Origin of the sequence: Microbacterium alkaliflavum (assembly GCF_044325405.1) — a bacterium.
Taxonomy (GTDB): Bacteria; Actinomycetota; Actinomycetes; order Actinomycetales; family Microbacteriaceae; genus Microbacterium; species Microbacterium alkaliflavum.
In genome coordinates this window covers 14512-30278 of record NZ_JBIQWL010000008.1, presented here as the reverse complement: position 1 = coordinate 30278, position 15767 = coordinate 14512, and the positions used below count along the sequence as shown (strand labels likewise).

15 protein-coding genes are annotated in these 15767 nt (G+C 71.4%); 12 read left to right on the top strand and 3 right to left on the bottom strand.

Annotated features, from left to right (window positions below):
* Positions 1-19: 19 nt before the first annotated feature.
* The 5 genes from ACH3VR_RS17720 (at position 20) to ACH3VR_RS17700 (ending at position 5917) form a co-directional block, all read left to right on the top strand.
* The gene (locus ACH3VR_RS17720; RefSeq protein ID WP_397557642.1) at positions 20-976 is read left to right on the top strand and encodes an ABC transporter permease; all 957 of its coding nucleotides are present in this window, start codon (positions 20-22) and stop codon (positions 974-976) included.
* On the top strand, positions 973-1830 hold the full coding sequence (locus tag ACH3VR_RS17715) for an ABC transporter permease (protein WP_397557641.1): 858 nt from the start codon (positions 973-975) through the stop codon (positions 1828-1830). Before ACH3VR_RS17720 ends, ACH3VR_RS17715 begins: the two co-directional genes overlap by 4 nt.
* Complete coding sequence (locus ACH3VR_RS17710; RefSeq protein ID WP_397557640.1) at positions 1827-3416, top strand: dipeptide ABC transporter ATP-binding protein; 1590 nt, start codon at positions 1827-1829, stop codon at positions 3414-3416. Before ACH3VR_RS17715 ends, ACH3VR_RS17710 begins: the two co-directional genes overlap by 4 nt.
* 53 nt (positions 3417-3469) lie before the next feature.
* Positions 3470-4138: a DUF4916 domain-containing protein gene (locus ACH3VR_RS17705; protein WP_397557639.1), complete on the top strand. Its 669-nt coding sequence runs from the start codon at positions 3470-3472 to the stop codon at positions 4136-4138.
* A 213-nt stretch (positions 4139-4351) separates the two neighbouring features.
* Positions 4352-5917 (top strand): DivIVA domain-containing protein, encoded by a 1566-nt coding sequence (locus ACH3VR_RS17700; protein WP_397557638.1) that lies wholly within the window; start codon positions 4352-4354, stop codon positions 5915-5917.
* Between the two features lie 68 nt (positions 5918-5985).
* Here the strand turns inward: ACH3VR_RS17700 and ACH3VR_RS17695 are convergent, their stop codons facing one another.
* Together ACH3VR_RS17695 and ACH3VR_RS17690 are read right to left on the bottom strand one after the other, a co-directional pair.
* Entirely contained in the window at positions 5986-7053 is a 1068-nt protein-coding gene (locus tag ACH3VR_RS17695) for a threonine aldolase family protein (protein WP_397557637.1), read from the bottom strand.
* A gap of 11 nt (positions 7054-7064) precedes the next feature.
* Positions 7065-7739 carry an SDR family NAD(P)-dependent oxidoreductase gene (locus tag ACH3VR_RS17690; protein WP_397557636.1) on the bottom strand — a complete coding sequence of 225 codons (675 nt, stop codon included), beginning with the start codon at positions 7737-7739 and terminating at the stop codon, positions 7065-7067.
* Between the two features lie 158 nt (positions 7740-7897).
* On the opposite strand from ACH3VR_RS17690, the gene ACH3VR_RS17685 reads away from it, so the two are divergent.
* Positions 7898-9205, top strand: coding sequence for an MFS transporter (locus ACH3VR_RS17685; protein WP_397557754.1), 1308 nt, complete (start codon positions 7898-7900; stop codon positions 9203-9205).
* A gap of 64 nt (positions 9206-9269) precedes the next feature.
* Here the strand turns inward: ACH3VR_RS17685 and ACH3VR_RS17680 are convergent, their stop codons facing one another.
* On the bottom strand, positions 9270-10697 hold the full coding sequence (locus ACH3VR_RS17680; RefSeq protein WP_397557635.1) for a DUF6421 family protein: 1428 nt from the start codon (positions 10695-10697) through the stop codon (positions 9270-9272).
* Positions 10698-10866: 169 nt separating this feature from the next.
* Between ACH3VR_RS17680 and ACH3VR_RS17675 the strand changes: the two genes are divergently transcribed.
* The 6 genes from ACH3VR_RS17675 to ACH3VR_RS17650 all read left to right on the top strand — a co-directional run bounded on the left by ACH3VR_RS17675 (position 10867) and on the right by ACH3VR_RS17650 (position 15735).
* Positions 10867-11325: an Lrp/AsnC family transcriptional regulator gene (locus tag ACH3VR_RS17675; RefSeq protein WP_397557753.1), complete on the top strand. Its 459-nt coding sequence runs from the start codon at positions 10867-10869 to the stop codon at positions 11323-11325.
* A 27-nt stretch (positions 11326-11352) separates the two neighbouring features.
* A complete protein-coding gene (locus tag ACH3VR_RS17670; RefSeq protein WP_397557634.1) occupies positions 11353-12330 on the top strand; it encodes a diacylglycerol/lipid kinase family protein in 978 nt (325 codons plus the stop codon).
* Positions 12331-12394: 64 nt separating this feature from the next.
* Positions 12395-12748: a PadR family transcriptional regulator gene (locus ACH3VR_RS17665; RefSeq protein ID WP_397557633.1), complete on the top strand. Its 354-nt coding sequence runs from the start codon at positions 12395-12397 to the stop codon at positions 12746-12748.
* Positions 12745-13575, top strand: a complete 831-nt coding sequence (locus ACH3VR_RS17660; RefSeq protein WP_397557632.1) for a hypothetical protein — start codon at positions 12745-12747, stop codon at positions 13573-13575. The genes ACH3VR_RS17665 and ACH3VR_RS17660 overlap by 4 nt, the downstream gene beginning before the upstream one ends.
* A 349-nt stretch (positions 13576-13924) precedes the next feature.
* A complete protein-coding gene (locus ACH3VR_RS17655; RefSeq protein ID WP_397557631.1) occupies positions 13925-15100 on the top strand; it encodes a histidine kinase in 1176 nt (391 codons plus the stop codon).
* A complete protein-coding gene (locus tag ACH3VR_RS17650) occupies positions 15097-15735 on the top strand; it encodes a response regulator (protein ID WP_397557630.1) in 639 nt (212 codons plus the stop codon). Before ACH3VR_RS17655 ends, ACH3VR_RS17650 begins: the two co-directional genes overlap by 4 nt.
* Positions 15736-15767: the final 32 nt, after the last annotated feature.

The following is a 15767-nucleotide window of genomic DNA, read 5'->3' as shown; positions in this document are numbered from 1 at the left end:
TGATCGCCGGGTCGGCCGCATGATCGCCGTCCGTCGCGTCGCGGGGAAGCTGGGTGGGCTCCTGCTCACCCTCTTCCTCGCGTCGCTGCTCATCTTCTTCTCGCGCTTCCTCGTGCCGGGCGACCCCGTCGACTTCCTCCTGCGCGGGCGCAAGCCCAGCCCCGAGGCGATCGCCGAGGTGACGGCGCAGTACGGGCTCGACCTGCCGCCGTGGCAGCAGTACCTGAACTGGGTCGGCGGCATCCTGCACGGCGACTTCGGCCGCTCGCTGCAGTACCGGCAGGACGTCACGACCGTGATCGGCGACAGGCTGCCGGTCACGCTGGGCCTCGTCGTCATGGCCGGTCTCATGATCGCGATCGCCGGACTCGGCTTCGGCACGATCGCGGCGCTCGACCGGGGCCGCTCGGGCGACCGGCTCGTGCTCATCGCGCTCACGATCCTCGCGGCCATCCCGTCCTTCGTCGGCTCGATCGTGCTCATCGCGGTCTTCTCGGTGCAGCTCGGCTGGTTCCCGTCGTTCGGGTCGGGGGAGGGGTTCTGGGACACCGTGTATCACCTCGTGCTGCCGTCGGTCGCGCTCGCGATCGTCTTCACGGTGCTCGTCGCGAAGGTGACGCGCTCGGCGATGGTGGAGCAGCTCGATCGCGAGCACGTCGAGGTCGCGACGAGCCGCGGGCTCTCGCGCGGCGCCGTCGTGCGGCGGCACGTGTTCCGCAACGCCCTGTGGCCCATCGTGACGGTGAGCGGCATCCTCGTCGCGGGCCTGATCGTCGCGAGTTCGATCGTCGAGTCGGCGTTCGGCCTCGCGGGCATGGGCTCGCTCCTCGTGCAGTCCGTCGACCGGCTCGACTTCCCCGTCGTGCAGGCGATCGTGCTGCTCGTCGTGACGGCCTTCGTGGTCGTCAACGCGATCGTCGACGTGCTCGAGCCGTGGATCGATCCGCGCACGGCGGCGGGGGCGGGTGCACGATGACCTCTCCCACGATCGCCGTCCGCGTCCTGCGCACTCCGCGTGCGACGCGGACGGATGCCTTCTTCCTCGTCGCGGTCGCCGTGCTCGTGATCTTCGCGCTCGCCGCGATCTTCGCGCCCTTCGTCGCCCCCTACGACCCCGAAGCCGTCGACCTCGGCGCCGTCTACGCCGCGCCGAGCCCCGCGCACTGGCTGGGCACGGACGCGCTCGGGCGCGACATCCTGAGCCGTCTCATCTACGGCGCCCGCACGGCCCTGCTCGGACCGCTTCTCGTCGTCATCCTCTCGACGGCGCTGGGCGCGCTCCTGGGCCTCGTCGCGGGATGGCGGGGCGGATGGCTCGACGCGACGCTCGGGCGCCTGTTCGACGTCGTCTTCGCCTTCCCGTCGCTGCTCATCGCGATCATGGCGGTGGCGTTGTTCGGCAAGGGCCTCGTCGCCCCGGTCATCGCCATGAGCATCGCGTACATCCCGTTCGTCGCGCGGCTCACCCGCACGCTCGTGACGGCCGAGCGCAACAGGTCGTACGTCGCGGCGTACCGCGTGCAGGGCTTCGGGGGAGCCTGGATCGCGGTGCGTCGCGTGCTGCCCAACGTCACCCCCGTCGTCGGGGCGCAGTCGACGCTGAACTTCGGCTACGTGCTCGCCGAGCTCGCTGCACTGTCGTTCCTCGGCCTCGGCGTGCAGCCGCCCACCCCCGACTGGGGCGCCATGATCAACGAGGCCCAGGCGGGGCTCGCGGGCGGACACTTCATGCCCGCCATCGCGCCGGCCGTCGCAGTCGTGATCGTCGTCGTGGCGGTCAACATCATCGGCGAGGAGCTGTCCCGCCGGGTCGGAGGCGGATCACGATGACCCTGCTCGACATCGATGCGCTCACGCTCGCGCTGCCCGACGGCACCGAGCTGCTCCGCGGCATCTCGCTGTCCGTCGCGGCGGGCGAGACCGTGGGGCTCGTGGGAGAGTCCGGATCGGGCAAGTCCCTCACCGCGCGCTCCGTGCTGGGCCTCCTCCCCGACCGCGCCCGGACCACCGGCTCCGTGCGGGTCGGCGGTCTCGAAGTGCTCGGCGCGGGCGGCCGCGACCTGCTCGACGTGCGCCGCCGCCGTGCGGCGATGATCTTCCAAGACCCGCGCGCGGGCATCAACCCCATGCGCACGATCGGCGACCACATGACGGAGTCGCTGCGGCTCTGCCAGGGGGTCGGCGGCGCCGCCGCGAAGGAGCGTGCACTCGAGCTGCTGGCCGCCGTGCGGCTTCCGCGGCCCGAGGACCACTGCTCGCAGTACCCGCACGAGCTGTCGGGCGGGATGCTGCAGCGCGTGATGATCGCGGGCGCCCTCACGAGTGATCCGACGCTGCTCGTGTGCGACGAGCCGACGACGGCGCTCGACGTCACGACGCAGGCCGACATCGTCGCACTCCTGCAGGAGCTGCGGGATGCCCGGGGCATGGGCCTGCTGTTCATCACGCACGACCTCAACCTGGCCGCGTCGCTGTGCGACCGCCTCGTGGTCATGCGCGCGGGGGCCGTGGAGGAGGAGGGACCGGCGCGGACCGTGCTCCTCACGCCGCGGACGGCGTACGCCGAGCGGCTCGTCGCCGCGACGCCGTCGCTCACGGCGCCGCTCCTGGACGCGCCCCAGGAGGTCGACGGCGAGGCCCTCTTGAGCGTCCGCGGTCTCGGGAAGACCTACACGCCCCGCCGCAAGCCGCCGGTCGTGGCGGTGAAGGATGCCTCCCTCGAGGTGCCTGCCGGCGGCGCGCTCGCGATCGTGGGGGAGTCCGGCTCGGGAAAGTCGACGCTCGCGCGCATGATCGTGGGGCTCGAGCAGGCCGACACCGGCGACATCCGCGTCGCAGGCAGGGAGCGCACGATCGTACCGCGCACGCGCGACGAGCGCCGCGCCCACGCACAGAGCGTCCAGATGGTGTTCCAGGACCCGTATCTGTCTCTCGACCCTCGGATCACGGCCGGGCGCGCGATCGAAGACGCGCTGCGCCTCCACGGCCGGGCGAGGTCGCGGGATGCGGCGAGGCAGCGCGTCGTCGAGCTGCTCACCTCGGTGGGGCTCGAGGAGAAGCACGCCGCAGCTCGCCCACGCACGCTGTCCGGCGGCCAGCGCCAGCGCGTCGCGATCGCGCGGGCGCTCGCTGTCGAGCCCGACGTGCTCGTCATGGACGAGGCGACGAGCGCCCTCGACGTCTCGGTGCAGGCGCAGGTGCTCGACCTCGTCGCGCGCATCCGCGCCGAGCGCGGCCTCACCCTCCTGTTCATCAGCCACGACCTCGCGGTCGTGCGGCGGGTGTGCGAGCAGACGCTCGTCATGAGCCGGGGAGAGATCGTCGAGCAGGGCCCCACGGCGGAGCTCCTCGCCGAGCCGCGGCATCCCTATACCCGTCGGCTGCTCGCGTCGGTGCCCGAGCCGCTCAGCCGCTGAGACGCACGGCTCCCGCACCTCGCCGTGCGGGGGCCGTGCTGTATACAGGAGGCATGCCGGTCCGCACGCCAGACCCCGATCCCAACGAGAGCGACGACTCGGGCACGCCCCGCGATCCGCTCGAGGGGATCGGCGCGTCCTTCGGGGTGCCCGGCCGCCCGCTCGGCGACGGGACGTTCGGCTCGCCCGCTCCCGGGAACGCCACGAACCCGGGCTGGCTCACCGACATCGAGCTCGCCGAAGCGCGCCGTCGGCTGCCGATGCTGTACGTCGAGGCGATCCCGGTGCGCACCGACGGTGTCGGCGCCGTCACTCAGGTCGGCATCCTCCTGCGCGCGACGCCCCTCGGCGAGATCACGCGCTCGATCGTGTCGGGCCGCATCCGCTACGGCGAGACGGTGCGCGACGCCCTGTTCCGCCACCTCGAGAACGACCTCGGTCCGATGGCCTTCCCGCTTCTGCCGCCGCAGCCGCTGCCGTTCACGGTCGCGGAGTACTTCCCGATCCCGGGCGTCAGCGCCTTCCACGACGACCGTCAGCACGCCGTCTCGCTCGCCTTCGTCGTGCCGGTGACCGGCACATGCGAGCCGCGCCAGGACGCCCTCGAGGTCACGTGGCTGTCGCCCGAGGAGGCGGCATCCGATTCCCTCGCCGCCGAGATGGAGGGCGGCCGCGGCACGCTCGTCCGCCTCGCGCTCGCGAGCGTCGGTGCCCTGCGCTGACCCCCGCGGGGCGGCTTTCCCGGGTGCCGGAACCGGGGTGCGGAACTCCCAGGTGCGGGAGGTAGAGTTCTCACACCCGAGGCGCCTTCACCGGCGCCGAATTCCCCCCATTTTGTCGACGCATCTGCGACGCCAGCCTCGCCCTTCGCGCTCCCGCCGGAAGACGTCGTCTCGCCCGCGCGCGCCACGATCCCCTCCCGAACGGAGACATCGATGTCCGACCAGCACCCTCCCGCTCGCCCGGCCAATTCGGACGGCGCCTCCCCCTTCCAGGAGCTCCTCGACGCGGGCGGTCTCGTGCCCGAGGCCTCGGGCTTCACGACGGCTTTCCGCGGCTACGACAAGGACGAGGTCGACGCCGCCCTCGCCACCCTCAACGCCCGTGTCCGCACCGCGACGGAGCAGATCTCGGTGCTCAAGCAGCACCAGCGTCGCGCCGCGTCGGCGCTCGCCCAGAGCCGCGAGAAGGCCGAGCTGCTCGAGACCGAGCTCGCGACCGCCGACGCCGAGCGCCGCGACGCCCTCGACCGGGTCGACGCCGAGGTCAAGGCCGCCAAGGCGCAGGGCCGCGACGCGATCGAGCGCGCGCAGGCCGCGTCGGCGCAGGGTCGTGACGAGGTCGACCGACTGCAGGCCGACCTCACTGCTGCCGAGGCGCGCGCCGCCGACGCCGAGAAGCGCGTGCAGACGCTCAGCGACGAGCTCGTCGGCGCGACGGCCGACACCCCGAACCGTCCGCAGTTCGAAGAGGTGCTCCGCGTCGCCGAGGAGCAGGCCGGCGTGCTCCTGCGCAACGCGACGGTGCAGGGCGAGCGTCTGCTGGAGGTCGCCCGCGAGGAGATCGACAAGCGCCACAAGGATGCCCGCGCCGAGGCCGAGGCGATCATCGGCCAGGCGCAGCACGACGCCCAGCAGGCGCGGCTGCGCATCGACACCGAGCTGACGGCGCACGAGGCGCGCCTCGAGCGCGAGGCCGCGCACGCCACCGAGAAGATCTCGCAGGCCGAGCGCGAGGCCGCCGCCATCCGCGCCGAGGCCGAGAAGGGTGCCGCGGCGCTGCGCTCGATGGTCGCCCGCGAGACCGACCTCGCCCGTGCGGAGGCCGACGAGGCCGTGCGCGAGCAGCGCATGCGCGCGCTCGAGTTCGAGGCATCCCTGACCCGCCGTCAGGACGATGCGCAGCAGGAGTTCCTCATGCTGCACAACCAGGCCGTCGCGCACGCCGAGCGCATCACGCTCGACGCCAACGAGCAGGTCGCCGCGTCGCTCGAGCACGCGCAGCGCGTCGCGTCGAAGGCGGAGGACTTCGAGCGCCTCATGCGCGCGCAGGCGCAGCAGATCGAGGCCGACGCCAACATCCGCGCCCGCGAGACCCTCGAGAAGTCGCGCGACAAGGCGCAGCGCATCCTCGAGCTCGTCTCCAACCACTCGCAGTCGGTGCTGCGCGACGCCGAGGACCGCACGCGCCAGCTGCGCTGGCAGCAGCACCAGCTCGTGAGCTTCATGGCCGAGGTCAAGGAGCTCATCCGCCCCGAGACGCCGCTCGACCTCGCCGCCGCCGCGATCGGCGCGCAGCTCCCGGTGGCCGACTCCGACCTGGACGAGACGCTCACAGCCGACGTCGACGCCGAGCTCGCCGAGCTCGTCGAGCAGGGTGCCGACGACGAGGCGACCGGCCACGACGAGCCCGCCGAGGAGTCGCACGACGACGAGCACCACGACGGCGGCTCGCACGAGGGCGACGGCCAGACCGAGGAGCTCTCGCACGCCGAGAACTGACCCCCGCACGCGAAGGCGGGGCCGGTGCCATCAGGCAGTCGGCCCCCCGTTCGCGTTTCAGGCCGGGATCAGCGCGACGTCTCGCGGGCGATCGCGGCGATGAACGCGTCGATGTCGTTCTCGCTCGTGTCGAACGAGCACATCCAGCGCACCTCGTTGCGTGCGGCATCCCAGTCGTAGAACCGGAACGACTCGCGGAGGCGCTCGGCGACGCCGTCGGGCAGCGTCGCGAAGACGCCGTTCGCCTGTGTCGGCTGCGTGAAGGCGACGCCGCGGATCGAGCCGTCCGCGAGGCCCGCCTCGACGCCCGTGCGCAGGCGCTGCGCCATCGCGTTGGAGTGGCGCGCGTTGCGCAGCCAGAGGTCGTCCTCCAGCAGCGCGACGAGCTGCGCCGACACGAACCGCATCTTCGACGCGAGCTGCATGTTGAGCTTGCGCAGGAATTTCAGGCCCGACGACGCCTCGGGGTCGAGCACGACGACGGCCTCGCCGACCATCGCCCCGTTCTTCGTGCCGCCGAAGCTCAGCACGTCGACGCCCGCGTCGCGCGTGAAGGCGCGCAGGGGCAGGTCGAGGGATGCCGCGGCGTTGGAGATGCGCGAGCCGTCCACATGCAGGCGCATGCCGAGGGGATGCACGTGGTCGGCGATCGCACGGATCTCGTCGGGCGTGTAGAGCGTGCCGAGCTCGGTCGACTGCGTGATCGAGACGACGAGCGGCTGCGCGCGGTGCTCGTCGCCCCAGCCCCATGCCTCGCGGTCGATGAGCTCGGGGGTGAGCTTGCCGTCGTCGGTGGGGACGCCCAGGATCTTGATGCCCGCGACGCGCTCCGGTGCGCCGCCTTCGTCGACGTTGATGTGCGCCGTCGAAGCCGACACGACGGCGCCCCACCGCGGCAGCATCGACTGGAGGCCGACGACGTTGGCCCCCGTGCCGTTGAAGACGGGGAAGGCCTCGGTGTCGTCGCCGAAGTGGCGGTGCATGACCTCCTGCAGGCGCTCGGTGTAGGCATCCTCGCCGTAGGCGATCTGGTGGCCTTCGTTGGCGGCCGCGATGGCCGCGAGGATCTCGGGGTGGATGCCGGAATAGTTGTCCGACGCGAAGCCGCGCACGTTCGGGTCGTGGATGGTGGTCACGGGTCTCCAGCCTAGTTTTCGAGGGTGACGATGGTGTCGTTGACGGAGGCGGCGTCGGCGTCCCACAGGTCGCAGAACGCGTCGGCGACGGTCTGCTCGAGGCCGTCGAGGGCTTTGACGCGGAACACGACGGATGCCGCGGCCAGCGGCTTCTGGGCATCCCGGGCCGCCTTGGCGAGGCCCTGCGCGACGGCCCTCGTCCAGGCTTCGCTCGCCGCTTTGATCGCCGCGTAGTTCGCCCCGCTCGCGAGCGGCCGCGCGACGGCGGTCGACGAGACCATCGCGAAGCGCCCCGCTGCCGACGCGCGCAGGTCGTCGTCGAAGGTTCGCGTGACGTGGCGCAGGGACGTGAGCGAGCGCTCGAGGAAGCGGTAATCGTCGTCGCTCTGACCTGCGAGGCCGCCGCCGCCGCGCCAGCCGCCGACGAGATGCAGGACGCCGTCGAGCCGGCCGACCATGCTGTGCGTGCGCTCTGCGAGCCCGCGCACGGAGGTCTCATCGGTGAGGTCGCAGGTCTGGGTCATGAGACGGGGCAGCGCTTCCGCGAGTTCCGCGATCTTGTCGGGGTCGCGGCCCGCCACAATGACTCGGGCGCCGCGATCGAGGAGGGTGCGGGCGGCGACGGCGCCGACGGCGCTCGTCCCGCCGGAGAGCAGCACGAGGCGGCCGTGCAGGGCTGTGGTCATGGGTTCATCCTTCCATCGGGGTTTCCGCGGGGCTCCGGGCTCCGCGGGCTCCGTGGGTTCCGCGTGTCGGAGGGGCGGGCTAGCCTGCCACCATGGCCGACGAGACCGAAGCCTCCGACCATCCCACGACCGACGCGGTGCTGGCCCCGCCAGGCGGCATGCGCGTGTTCGTGCAGGTGCTCGTCAACACGGCGGTCGCCAACATCACCACGAGCTTCCTCTGGTTCGCCCTCACCTTCTGGGCCTACCTCGAGACGAAGTCCGTGCTCGCGACCGGTGTCATCGGCGGCGTCTACATGCTCCTGATCGCGCTGTTCGGGATGCTGTTCGGCACCCTCGTCGACCGTCACCGCAAGCACCGGGTCATGGTGCTGTCGGGCTTCGTGACCCTCGCGGCCTTCCTCGTCGCCGGCGCCCTGTGGGCGGCGCTCGGCGAGCAGACGCTCATCGACCTGGGCCAGCCGTGGTTCTGGGTCTTCTCCGGGATCATCCTCGCCGGAGCCGTCGTCGAGAACCTGCGGAACATCGCCCTGTCCACGACGGTGACGCTCCTCGTGCCCGTCGAGCGGCACGCCAACGCCAACGGTCTCGTCGGCACGGTGCAGGGCATGGCCTTCATGGTCACGAGCATCTTCAGCGGGCTCGCGATCGGCCTGCTGGGCATGGGGTGGACGCTTGTCATCGCGCTCGTCCTGACGGCTGCGGCCCTCGTGCATCTGCTCTTCCTCCGCATCCCCGAGGCGGCGCCGGCGACGACCGAGAAGATGCCTCTCATCGACCTGCGAGGCAGCGTCCGAGCCGTCGCGGCGGTCTCGGGACTGTTCGCCCTCATCATCTTCTCGACGCTCAACAACCTCATCGGCGGCGTGTACATGGCCCTCATGGACCCGTACGGCCTGACCCTCTTCCCCGTCGAGTGGTGGGGCGTCGTGCTCGGCATCACGGCGACGGGCTTCATCATCGGCGGCGCGCTCATCGCGAAGTTCGGGCTGGGCCGCAACCCGATCCGCACGATGCTCCTGTTCGTGATCCTGATGGGCGTGCTCGGCAGCCTCTTCACGATCCGCGAGTGGTGGTGGCTGTACGCCGCGGGCATCTGGCTGTACATGTGCATCATCCCGGTCGTCGAGGCGTCGGAGCAGACCGTCATCCAGAAGGTCGTCCCGTACCGCACGCAGGGGCGCGTGTTCGGCTTCGCGCAGGCCTTCGAGGCCGCCGCGGCGCCGATCACGGCCTTTCTCATCGCGCCCCTCGCGCAGTTCTGGGTCATCCCGTACATGAACTCCGACGAAGGGCAGCAGACCTGGGGCTGGCTCCTCGGCGAGGGCGACGCGCGGGGCATCGCGCTCATCTTCCTCATCTCGGGCCTGATCATGGTCGTGCTGGCGCTGCTCGCCTTCACGACGAAGGCCTACCGCACGCTGTCGGCCGAGTACGAGACCGGAGAGCCGGTCCCCGCGCCCTGACGGCCTTCGGTCCCCGAGCCTGTCGAGGGGTCGGGGACCGGCGCCGGGCTGTGCCCGCGCGGGCCTAGTCCGTGCCGCGGATCCCCTCGGTCGACTCGATCACGGGGCGCATCTTCTTGTCGAGCGCCTCGTAGAACATCGACAGCGGGAACTCGTCGTCAAGCACGGCGTCGGTGTAGCCCTTCATCGGCCCCGCGAGCACCTCGTCGGACAGGCCACGGGCCCACGCCGAGGCGGGGTGAGGCGTCAGGGCCCCGCGCACGAGGTCGTACGCCGCGAGCCAGTGCGCCGACTTCGGCCGGTCGATCGAACGCCAATACAGGTCGTCGATCGCGTCGCCGAGCGCGACGACCGCTGCGGGGACGTCGTCCCAGTCGAACGCGAGCGACGTGTCGGTCCAGTGCAGCACGTTGCGCTGGTGCAGCCACGCGAACAGCAGCTGACCGCCGAGCCCGTCGTAGTTGCGCACGCGCGATCCGGTGATGGCGAAGCGGAAGATGCGGTCGAAGATCACCGCGTACTGCACGAGCTTGGCGTGCTGGAGCATCTCGCGCTCTGCGTCGTCGAGGTCGTCGGTGCGCGCCGCCAGACGCCGTTCGATCGCGACGCACTCGCGGAACGCCGTGAGGTCGCAGCGCAGCTCCTCCAGCGAGTACAGGAAGTACGGCATCCGCTGCTTGATCATGAACGGGTCGAACGGCAGGTCGCCGCGCATGTGCGTGCGGTCGTGGATGATGTCCCACATCACGAACGTCTGCTCGGTCAGCGCCTGGTCGTCGAGCATTCGCGCGGCGTCGTCGGGCAGATCGAGCTTCGTGATCTCGGCGGCGGCGCGCACGACGCGTCGGTAGCGTGCAGCTTCCCGGTCCTGGAAGATCGCGCCCCACGTGAAGGTCGGGATCTCGCGCATCGCGACGGTCTCGGGGAACAGCACGGCCGAGTTCGTGTCGTAGCCGGGCGTGAAGTCGACGAGCCGCAGCGACACGAAGAGCTTGTTGCCGTAGTCGCCCGCTTCGAGCTGCGCGATGAACTCGGGCCAGATCACCTCGACCAGGAGGGCCTCGACGAAGCGGTTCCGCGAGCCGTTCTGCGTGTACATGGGGAAGACGACCAGGTGACGGATGCCGTCGACGCGGTGCCGCTGCGGCTGGAAGGCCACGAGCGACTCGAAGAAGTCGGGCACGCCGAAGCCTCCGTCTACCCACCGCTGGAAGTCGCGCACCGCGGCGAGGAGGTACTCGTCGTCGTGCGGGAAGCGAGGGCGCAGCGCCTCGATCGCGGTCGTGATCGTCGCGACATGCTCGCGCGCGCCGGGGTGGATCGCGGCATCCGGGATCGACCCGTCCTGGGCCTGCAGGCTCTGGAGCGCGGTCGCGGCCTCCTTGAGCGAGAGCCAGGCGGCGGAGTGCTCGACGACGCGGGCGTCCTCCACGACCTCGGGCTCGCCGACGACGGCCTGGATCGCACCGGTGGGGGCGTGGCTGATGGGCATGGGAACCTCCGATCGACTGATCCTGGATTGCGGTACGCCGATTCTACGGGAAGGGTTACGTCGCTTCCGAATGAGCACAGGAAAGTTTCCTGTTCTGAACCGAGGCGCTGGTACCCTCCGGAGCATGACCGCCTCCGACCCGACCACCGACGAACTCGGCGGACCCCGCCTGGACGACCCGGTCGACTTCGGCATCGTGCGCGAGGTGTCGCGCGACGCGCGAGCGACGCTCGCCGACATCTCGAAGGCGGTGGGCCTCTCGGTGTCGGCCGTGCAGGCGCGCCTGCGCCGGCTCGAGGCGCGCGGGGTGATCGTCGGCTACCGCGCCGTGCTCGACCCTGAGGCGGTCGGCCGGCCGCTCTCCGCCTTCATCGAGATCACGCCGCTCGATCCCGCGCAGCCCGACAATGCGCCAGAACTGCTCGAGCACCTGACGGCGATCGAGGCGTGCCATTCGATCGCGGGTGCGGCCAGCTACATGCTCTTCGTGCGCGTCGCCTCGCCCCGCGCCCTCGAGTCGCTCATCCGCGACATCCGGCTCGCGGCATCCGTCAGCACGCGCACGACCGTCGTGCTGCAGACCTTCTACGAGAACCGCCCGACCGCGCCCGCGCAAGGGGGCGACTGACCCGCACGGGATCGGTAGTCTCCCGGGATGACGAAGCCCGAGGCGGTCCTGGAGCCGCGCCCGACGGGCGCGGGTGTGCTGATCGTGCGCAATCGGCAGTCCGGTCGCGCCGTGGTCCGCGCCGACCCGTCCGAGATCATCGCCCGGCGGCTTCCCGACGCCCGCGTGCACGAGCTCGCCGACGGAGAGCTGCTGAGCGATGTCGTCATGCGTGCACTCGGCGGCGATGATCCGCCCGAGGTCCTCGGCGTGCTCGGCGGCGACGGGTCGGTGGCCCGCATGGCGCACCTCGCGAGGTGTCGCGATCTGCCGCTCCTGGTGCTCCCGGGCGGCACGTTCAACCATTTCGCACGGGCGGTCGGCATCGATGATCCCGATGCGGCGATCGAGGCGCTCGTGGCGGGCGAGGGGACGCCGGTGACCGCCGCCGAGGTCTCGACCGATGGCGCTGAGCCGATCACGGTGCTCAATGCCGTCTCGATCGGCACGTATCCGCACGTCATCGCCGAGCGCGAGGACCGCATGGATGACATGGGCAAGTGGCTCGGAGGCGTCGCGGCGACGTGGCATGCCTTGCGGGAGGCCTCGCCCGTCACGATCGCCCGCGAGGGGCGTCGCGCGAAGGTGTGGTCCGTGTTCGTGAGCGTCGGCGAGAACGATCCCGACCGGGTCGCGCTGATGCAGCGTCAGACGATCCACGACGACCTGCTCGACGTCCGTATCCACCACGCGCGCGGCTCGCGGCTGCGCGCTGTCGCATCCCTCGCCTTCGGCCGGAGGACGACGGCGATCCTGCGCGCCATCGGACTGATGCCTCCCGACTCCGACGTGCAGCGTCTTGTCGCACCGGAGTTGACGCTGTCCGTGCGGACCGCGCCGGGCGCGCCCTCCGTGTACGTCCACGACGGCGAGCTCGAAGACGGGATGCCTCGCCAGTACGAGTTGCACTGCCGGATCGTGCCCGATGCCGTGCGCGTCTACGCGCCGCGCGGAGCGAGCGAATGAGCGGCGGGGGCGGCATCCATATCTTCCTATTGACAATAGGAAGATATCTGCCCATACTTCGGGTATGAGGCGACGCGCGGGAACCCTGGTGCCGCTCGAGGCCGAGATCCTCGATGCGGGGCTGCGCCTGCGACGCGCCGGCGATGAGCAGTTCCACGGGTTCGCGCTCGCGAAGGTGCTCGCCGGTGACGGGTCGACCCTCACGGCGCACGGCACCCTCTACAAGGCGCTCGGCAGGCTCGAGAAAGCGGGTCTGCTCGAGAGCGAGTGGGAGGATGCCGAGGCCGCCGGCGACGAGGGGCGTCCGCGTCGGCGTCTGTACAGCGTGACGGGTGCGGGTCAGCTCGCCCTCGCCGCGCATCGGGCCGAGACCGCACGCAGCGCTCCCGTCGGGCGCGCCGCGTGGGAGGCGCTGTGAGCGCCATGGTCCCGAACCCGACAGTCCGAGACGATCGCGCGGCGGAGGCCGCCGCGGCGATCGCGCGGGGCTGGGTGCGCTGGTACTGCGGACTCGTGGGCACGGAGGCGGCCGAGCGTCGCCGTGCAGAGATCGAGTCCGATCTGTGGGAGCAGCGCGCCGACGCGCGGGGGAGCGGACGGCGATCGCCGATCGTCGCGGGCTCGATCGCGTGGCGGGTCGTGGGCGGAATGCCCGACGACCTGCTGTGGGTACGAACACAACGCCTGGCGATGCGGGGTCAGCGGGCCGACCGAAAGGCATCCGCCATGAACACTCTCGGACACACCCTCGCACGCTGGTGGTGGGTGGCCGGCGCAGCGATGTTCGCCGCGATCTATCTCTACTTCGGCATCGACAACCTCGTGGGCGCGTACGCTCCGCTCATCGAAGGCGCCATCCAGTGCGTCGTCTACGCGACGCTGCTCGTCGTCGGGATCGCTCTGCGGGTCAAGGCTCCGCGCACCTCGGCCGTGCTCATCACGGCCGGAGTCGCGCCGTCGCTCGGCCTGTGGTGGGCGCCGATCCTCCCCGTGCTCGCCGCGGTCATCGTGGTCGGCGCGCTCATCGAGGTCGTGCGCACGAGCGCGCCCGGCGTCGCCCCGCGGCTCGGCGGGGCCCTCGGTGCGTTCCTGCTCGGCGTCGCCTGCGCTCTTCCCGGGATCGGCCTCCCGCTCCTCCTCGCGTTCGGGATCGCCGCGGTGGTCGCCGCGGTCGGCATCGGCCTGGTCGTCGCGACGCGTGCGCGTGACGCGCACGTGCCACAGGCGCCCGTCGCGACCGCCTGACCCCTCCCCAGAACCCGGCACGTCCGCGGCTCCGCCGCGACCCCGTGCGTGCCGGCCGCGGTCCGGGATGCCGCTCGGCACGGCATCCCGGACCCGTATCTTGCCTGGGCCTTCGGGAGTCGCGTCCGGGCTTCGCAGGTTCGGGATGCCGGGAAGCTGCGTTTCCTGGACCGCGCGGGGTTTCCGCATTCGCGCGCGGGCTCGGCCTCGCGGGTGAGGTCCGGGTTCGGCAGGTTCGGGATGCCGGGATGCTGCGTTCCTGGACCGGACCGGGCATCGTCGTGCAGGATGACGCGGATACATCGCACGGCGGATGCCGCGGCATCCGCTCTCCCGTAGCGTGAAGGCGATGTTCCGCCCGCTCAAGCCGTACCAGATCGTCGTCGACGTCGTGCTGGCGGGGCTGTTCGCCGCGATCATGGCTCCCGTCGAGCTGCGGCTCGCGGTGACCGCCGACACCAATGCGCTCGGCACGGCCCTCATCACGGTGATCTTCGCAGGCGCGCTCGCAGTCCGCCGGCTGTCGCCGGGGTTCTCGCTGAGTCTCGCGTGGCTCGGGGCGATCGTGCAGATGGGGTTCGGGCGCAACCCGGGACCCGTCGACTTCGCGATCTTCGCCGTGCTCTACGTGACGGCGGCGTATGGCTCGCGCCTCGTGTTCTGGCTCGGATTCTCGTCCGCGATCGTGGGGGCGGGCGTCATCACGCTGTACCTGTTCGCGGGGCCCGTCGTCGTGTCGGGCCTCGACTGGTCCACGATCACGACCGCCGCCGCAGTGCTCATCGCGGGTACCTTCGCACTCCTGCTCGCCTGGACCGTCGGAGCGCTCGTGCGCACGGCCGTCCGCGCGCGGGAGAACCGCGAGGCCCAGCAGCGCGCCGAGGGCGAGACGGCCGCCGAGCAGGAGCGCGTGCGCATCGCCCGCGACGTGCACGACGTGGTGGCGCATTCGCTCGCGGTCGTGATCGCGCAGGCGGACGGCGCGCGCTATGCCGCGGCATCCGATCCGTCCGCCGCGCCCGCGGCGCTCGAGACGATATCCACCACCGCGCGCTCGGCCCTCGCCGACGTGCGGCTCCTGCTGACGCAGCTGCGCCACAGTCAGTCCGACGGCCCGCAGCCGACCCTCGCCGACCTCGAGGAGCTGTACGGGCAGGTGCGTGCCGCGGGGGTTCCGCTGCGCGTCGACGTCGATCCCGCTCCCGTCGGCGATCCGCCCGCAGTCGTGCAGCTCGCCGTGTACCGCATCCTTCAGGAGGCACTCACCAACGCGCTGCGGCACGGCGACGGGGGCCCGGTGGCGGTGCGGATCGCGTGGCTCGGCCCCGACGCGGCGCGCGCCCGATCCGAAGTGCTGCTCGAGGTGCGCAACGGCCTTCGTGGCGGCGACGATCCGAAGAGCACGGGGCACGGCCTCATCGGGATGGGCGAGCGGGCGAGTCTCGTCGGCGGGATGCTGAATGCCGCACCGGCCGACGGGGAGTTCGTCGTGACGGCGCGACTGCCGATCGGAGTCGCCGCGTGATCCGCGTCGTGCTGGTCGATGACCAGGCGCTGTTCCGCGCCGGCATCCGCATGCTCGTCGATTCGCAGCCCGACCTCGAGGTCGTCGGCGAGGCCGCCGACGGGCAGGAGGCCATCGCCGTCGTGCGGGCGACCACGCCGGACGTCGTGCTCATGGACATCCGGATGCCCGTGCTCGACGGCCTGGCAGCGACCGGCGAACTCCTGCACGACGCCGATCCGCCGCGCATCGTCATGCTCACGACCTTCGACCTCGACGAGGCCGCCGCTCGTGCGATCCGGCAGGGAGCGAGCGGATTCCTCCTCAAGGCCGCCGACCCCGAGTTCCTCCTCGCCGCGATCCGCACGGTGCATTCGGGTTCGGCCGTCATCGCGGCATCCGCCACGCGCGACCTGTTCGCGAGGTTCACCGAGGCTGCGCCCCGGCAGGTGCCGCCCGCCTACCGCGAGCTCACCGAGCGTGAGCGCGAGATCTTCGCGCTCGCCGCGCGCGGCCTGTCGAACGCCGAGATCGCCGCGCGCGAGTTCCTTTCGGAGGCGACGGTCAAGACGCACATCAGCCGCATCCTCACGAAGCTCAGCCTGCGCGACCGCGTGCAGCTCGTCGTGTTCGCGTTCGAGCACGGCCTCGCCTGACGGCTTCGAGTCCCGTCTCCCGGGTCGGCCTC

Bases quoted from the DNA above. Each gene is read 5' to 3' on its own strand.
- ACH3VR_RS17680 (WP_397557635.1), bottom strand. From the start codon at position 10,697: ATGCCCATCAGCCACGCCCCCACCGGTGCGATCCAGGCCGTCGTCGGC.
- ACH3VR_RS17690 (WP_397557636.1), bottom strand. From the start codon at position 7,739: ATGACCACAGCCCTGCACGGCCGCCTCGTGCTGCTCTCCGGCGGGACG.
- ACH3VR_RS17655 (WP_397557631.1), top strand. From the start codon at position 13,925: ATGTTCCGCCCGCTCAAGCCGTACCAGATCGTCGTCGACGTCGTGCTG.
- ACH3VR_RS17670 (WP_397557634.1), top strand. From the start codon at position 11,353: ATGACGAAGCCCGAGGCGGTCCTGGAGCCGCGCCCGACGGGCGCGGGT.
- ACH3VR_RS17705 (WP_397557639.1), top strand. From the start codon at position 3,470: ATGCCGGTCCGCACGCCAGACCCCGATCCCAACGAGAGCGACGACTCG.
- ACH3VR_RS17715 (WP_397557641.1), top strand. From the start codon at position 973: ATGACCTCTCCCACGATCGCCGTCCGCGTCCTGCGCACTCCGCGTGCG.
- ACH3VR_RS17700 (WP_397557638.1), top strand. From the start codon at position 4,352: ATGTCCGACCAGCACCCTCCCGCTCGCCCGGCCAATTCGGACGGCGCC.
- ACH3VR_RS17685 (WP_397557754.1), top strand. From the start codon at position 7,898: ATGCGCGTGTTCGTGCAGGTGCTCGTCAACACGGCGGTCGCCAACATC.
- ACH3VR_RS17665 (WP_397557633.1), top strand. From the start codon at position 12,395: ATGAGGCGACGCGCGGGAACCCTGGTGCCGCTCGAGGCCGAGATCCTC.
- ACH3VR_RS17720 (WP_397557642.1), top strand. From the start codon at position 20: ATGATCGCCGTCCGTCGCGTCGCGGGGAAGCTGGGTGGGCTCCTGCTC.
- ACH3VR_RS17710 (WP_397557640.1), top strand. From the start codon at position 1,827: ATGACCCTGCTCGACATCGATGCGCTCACGCTCGCGCTGCCCGACGGC.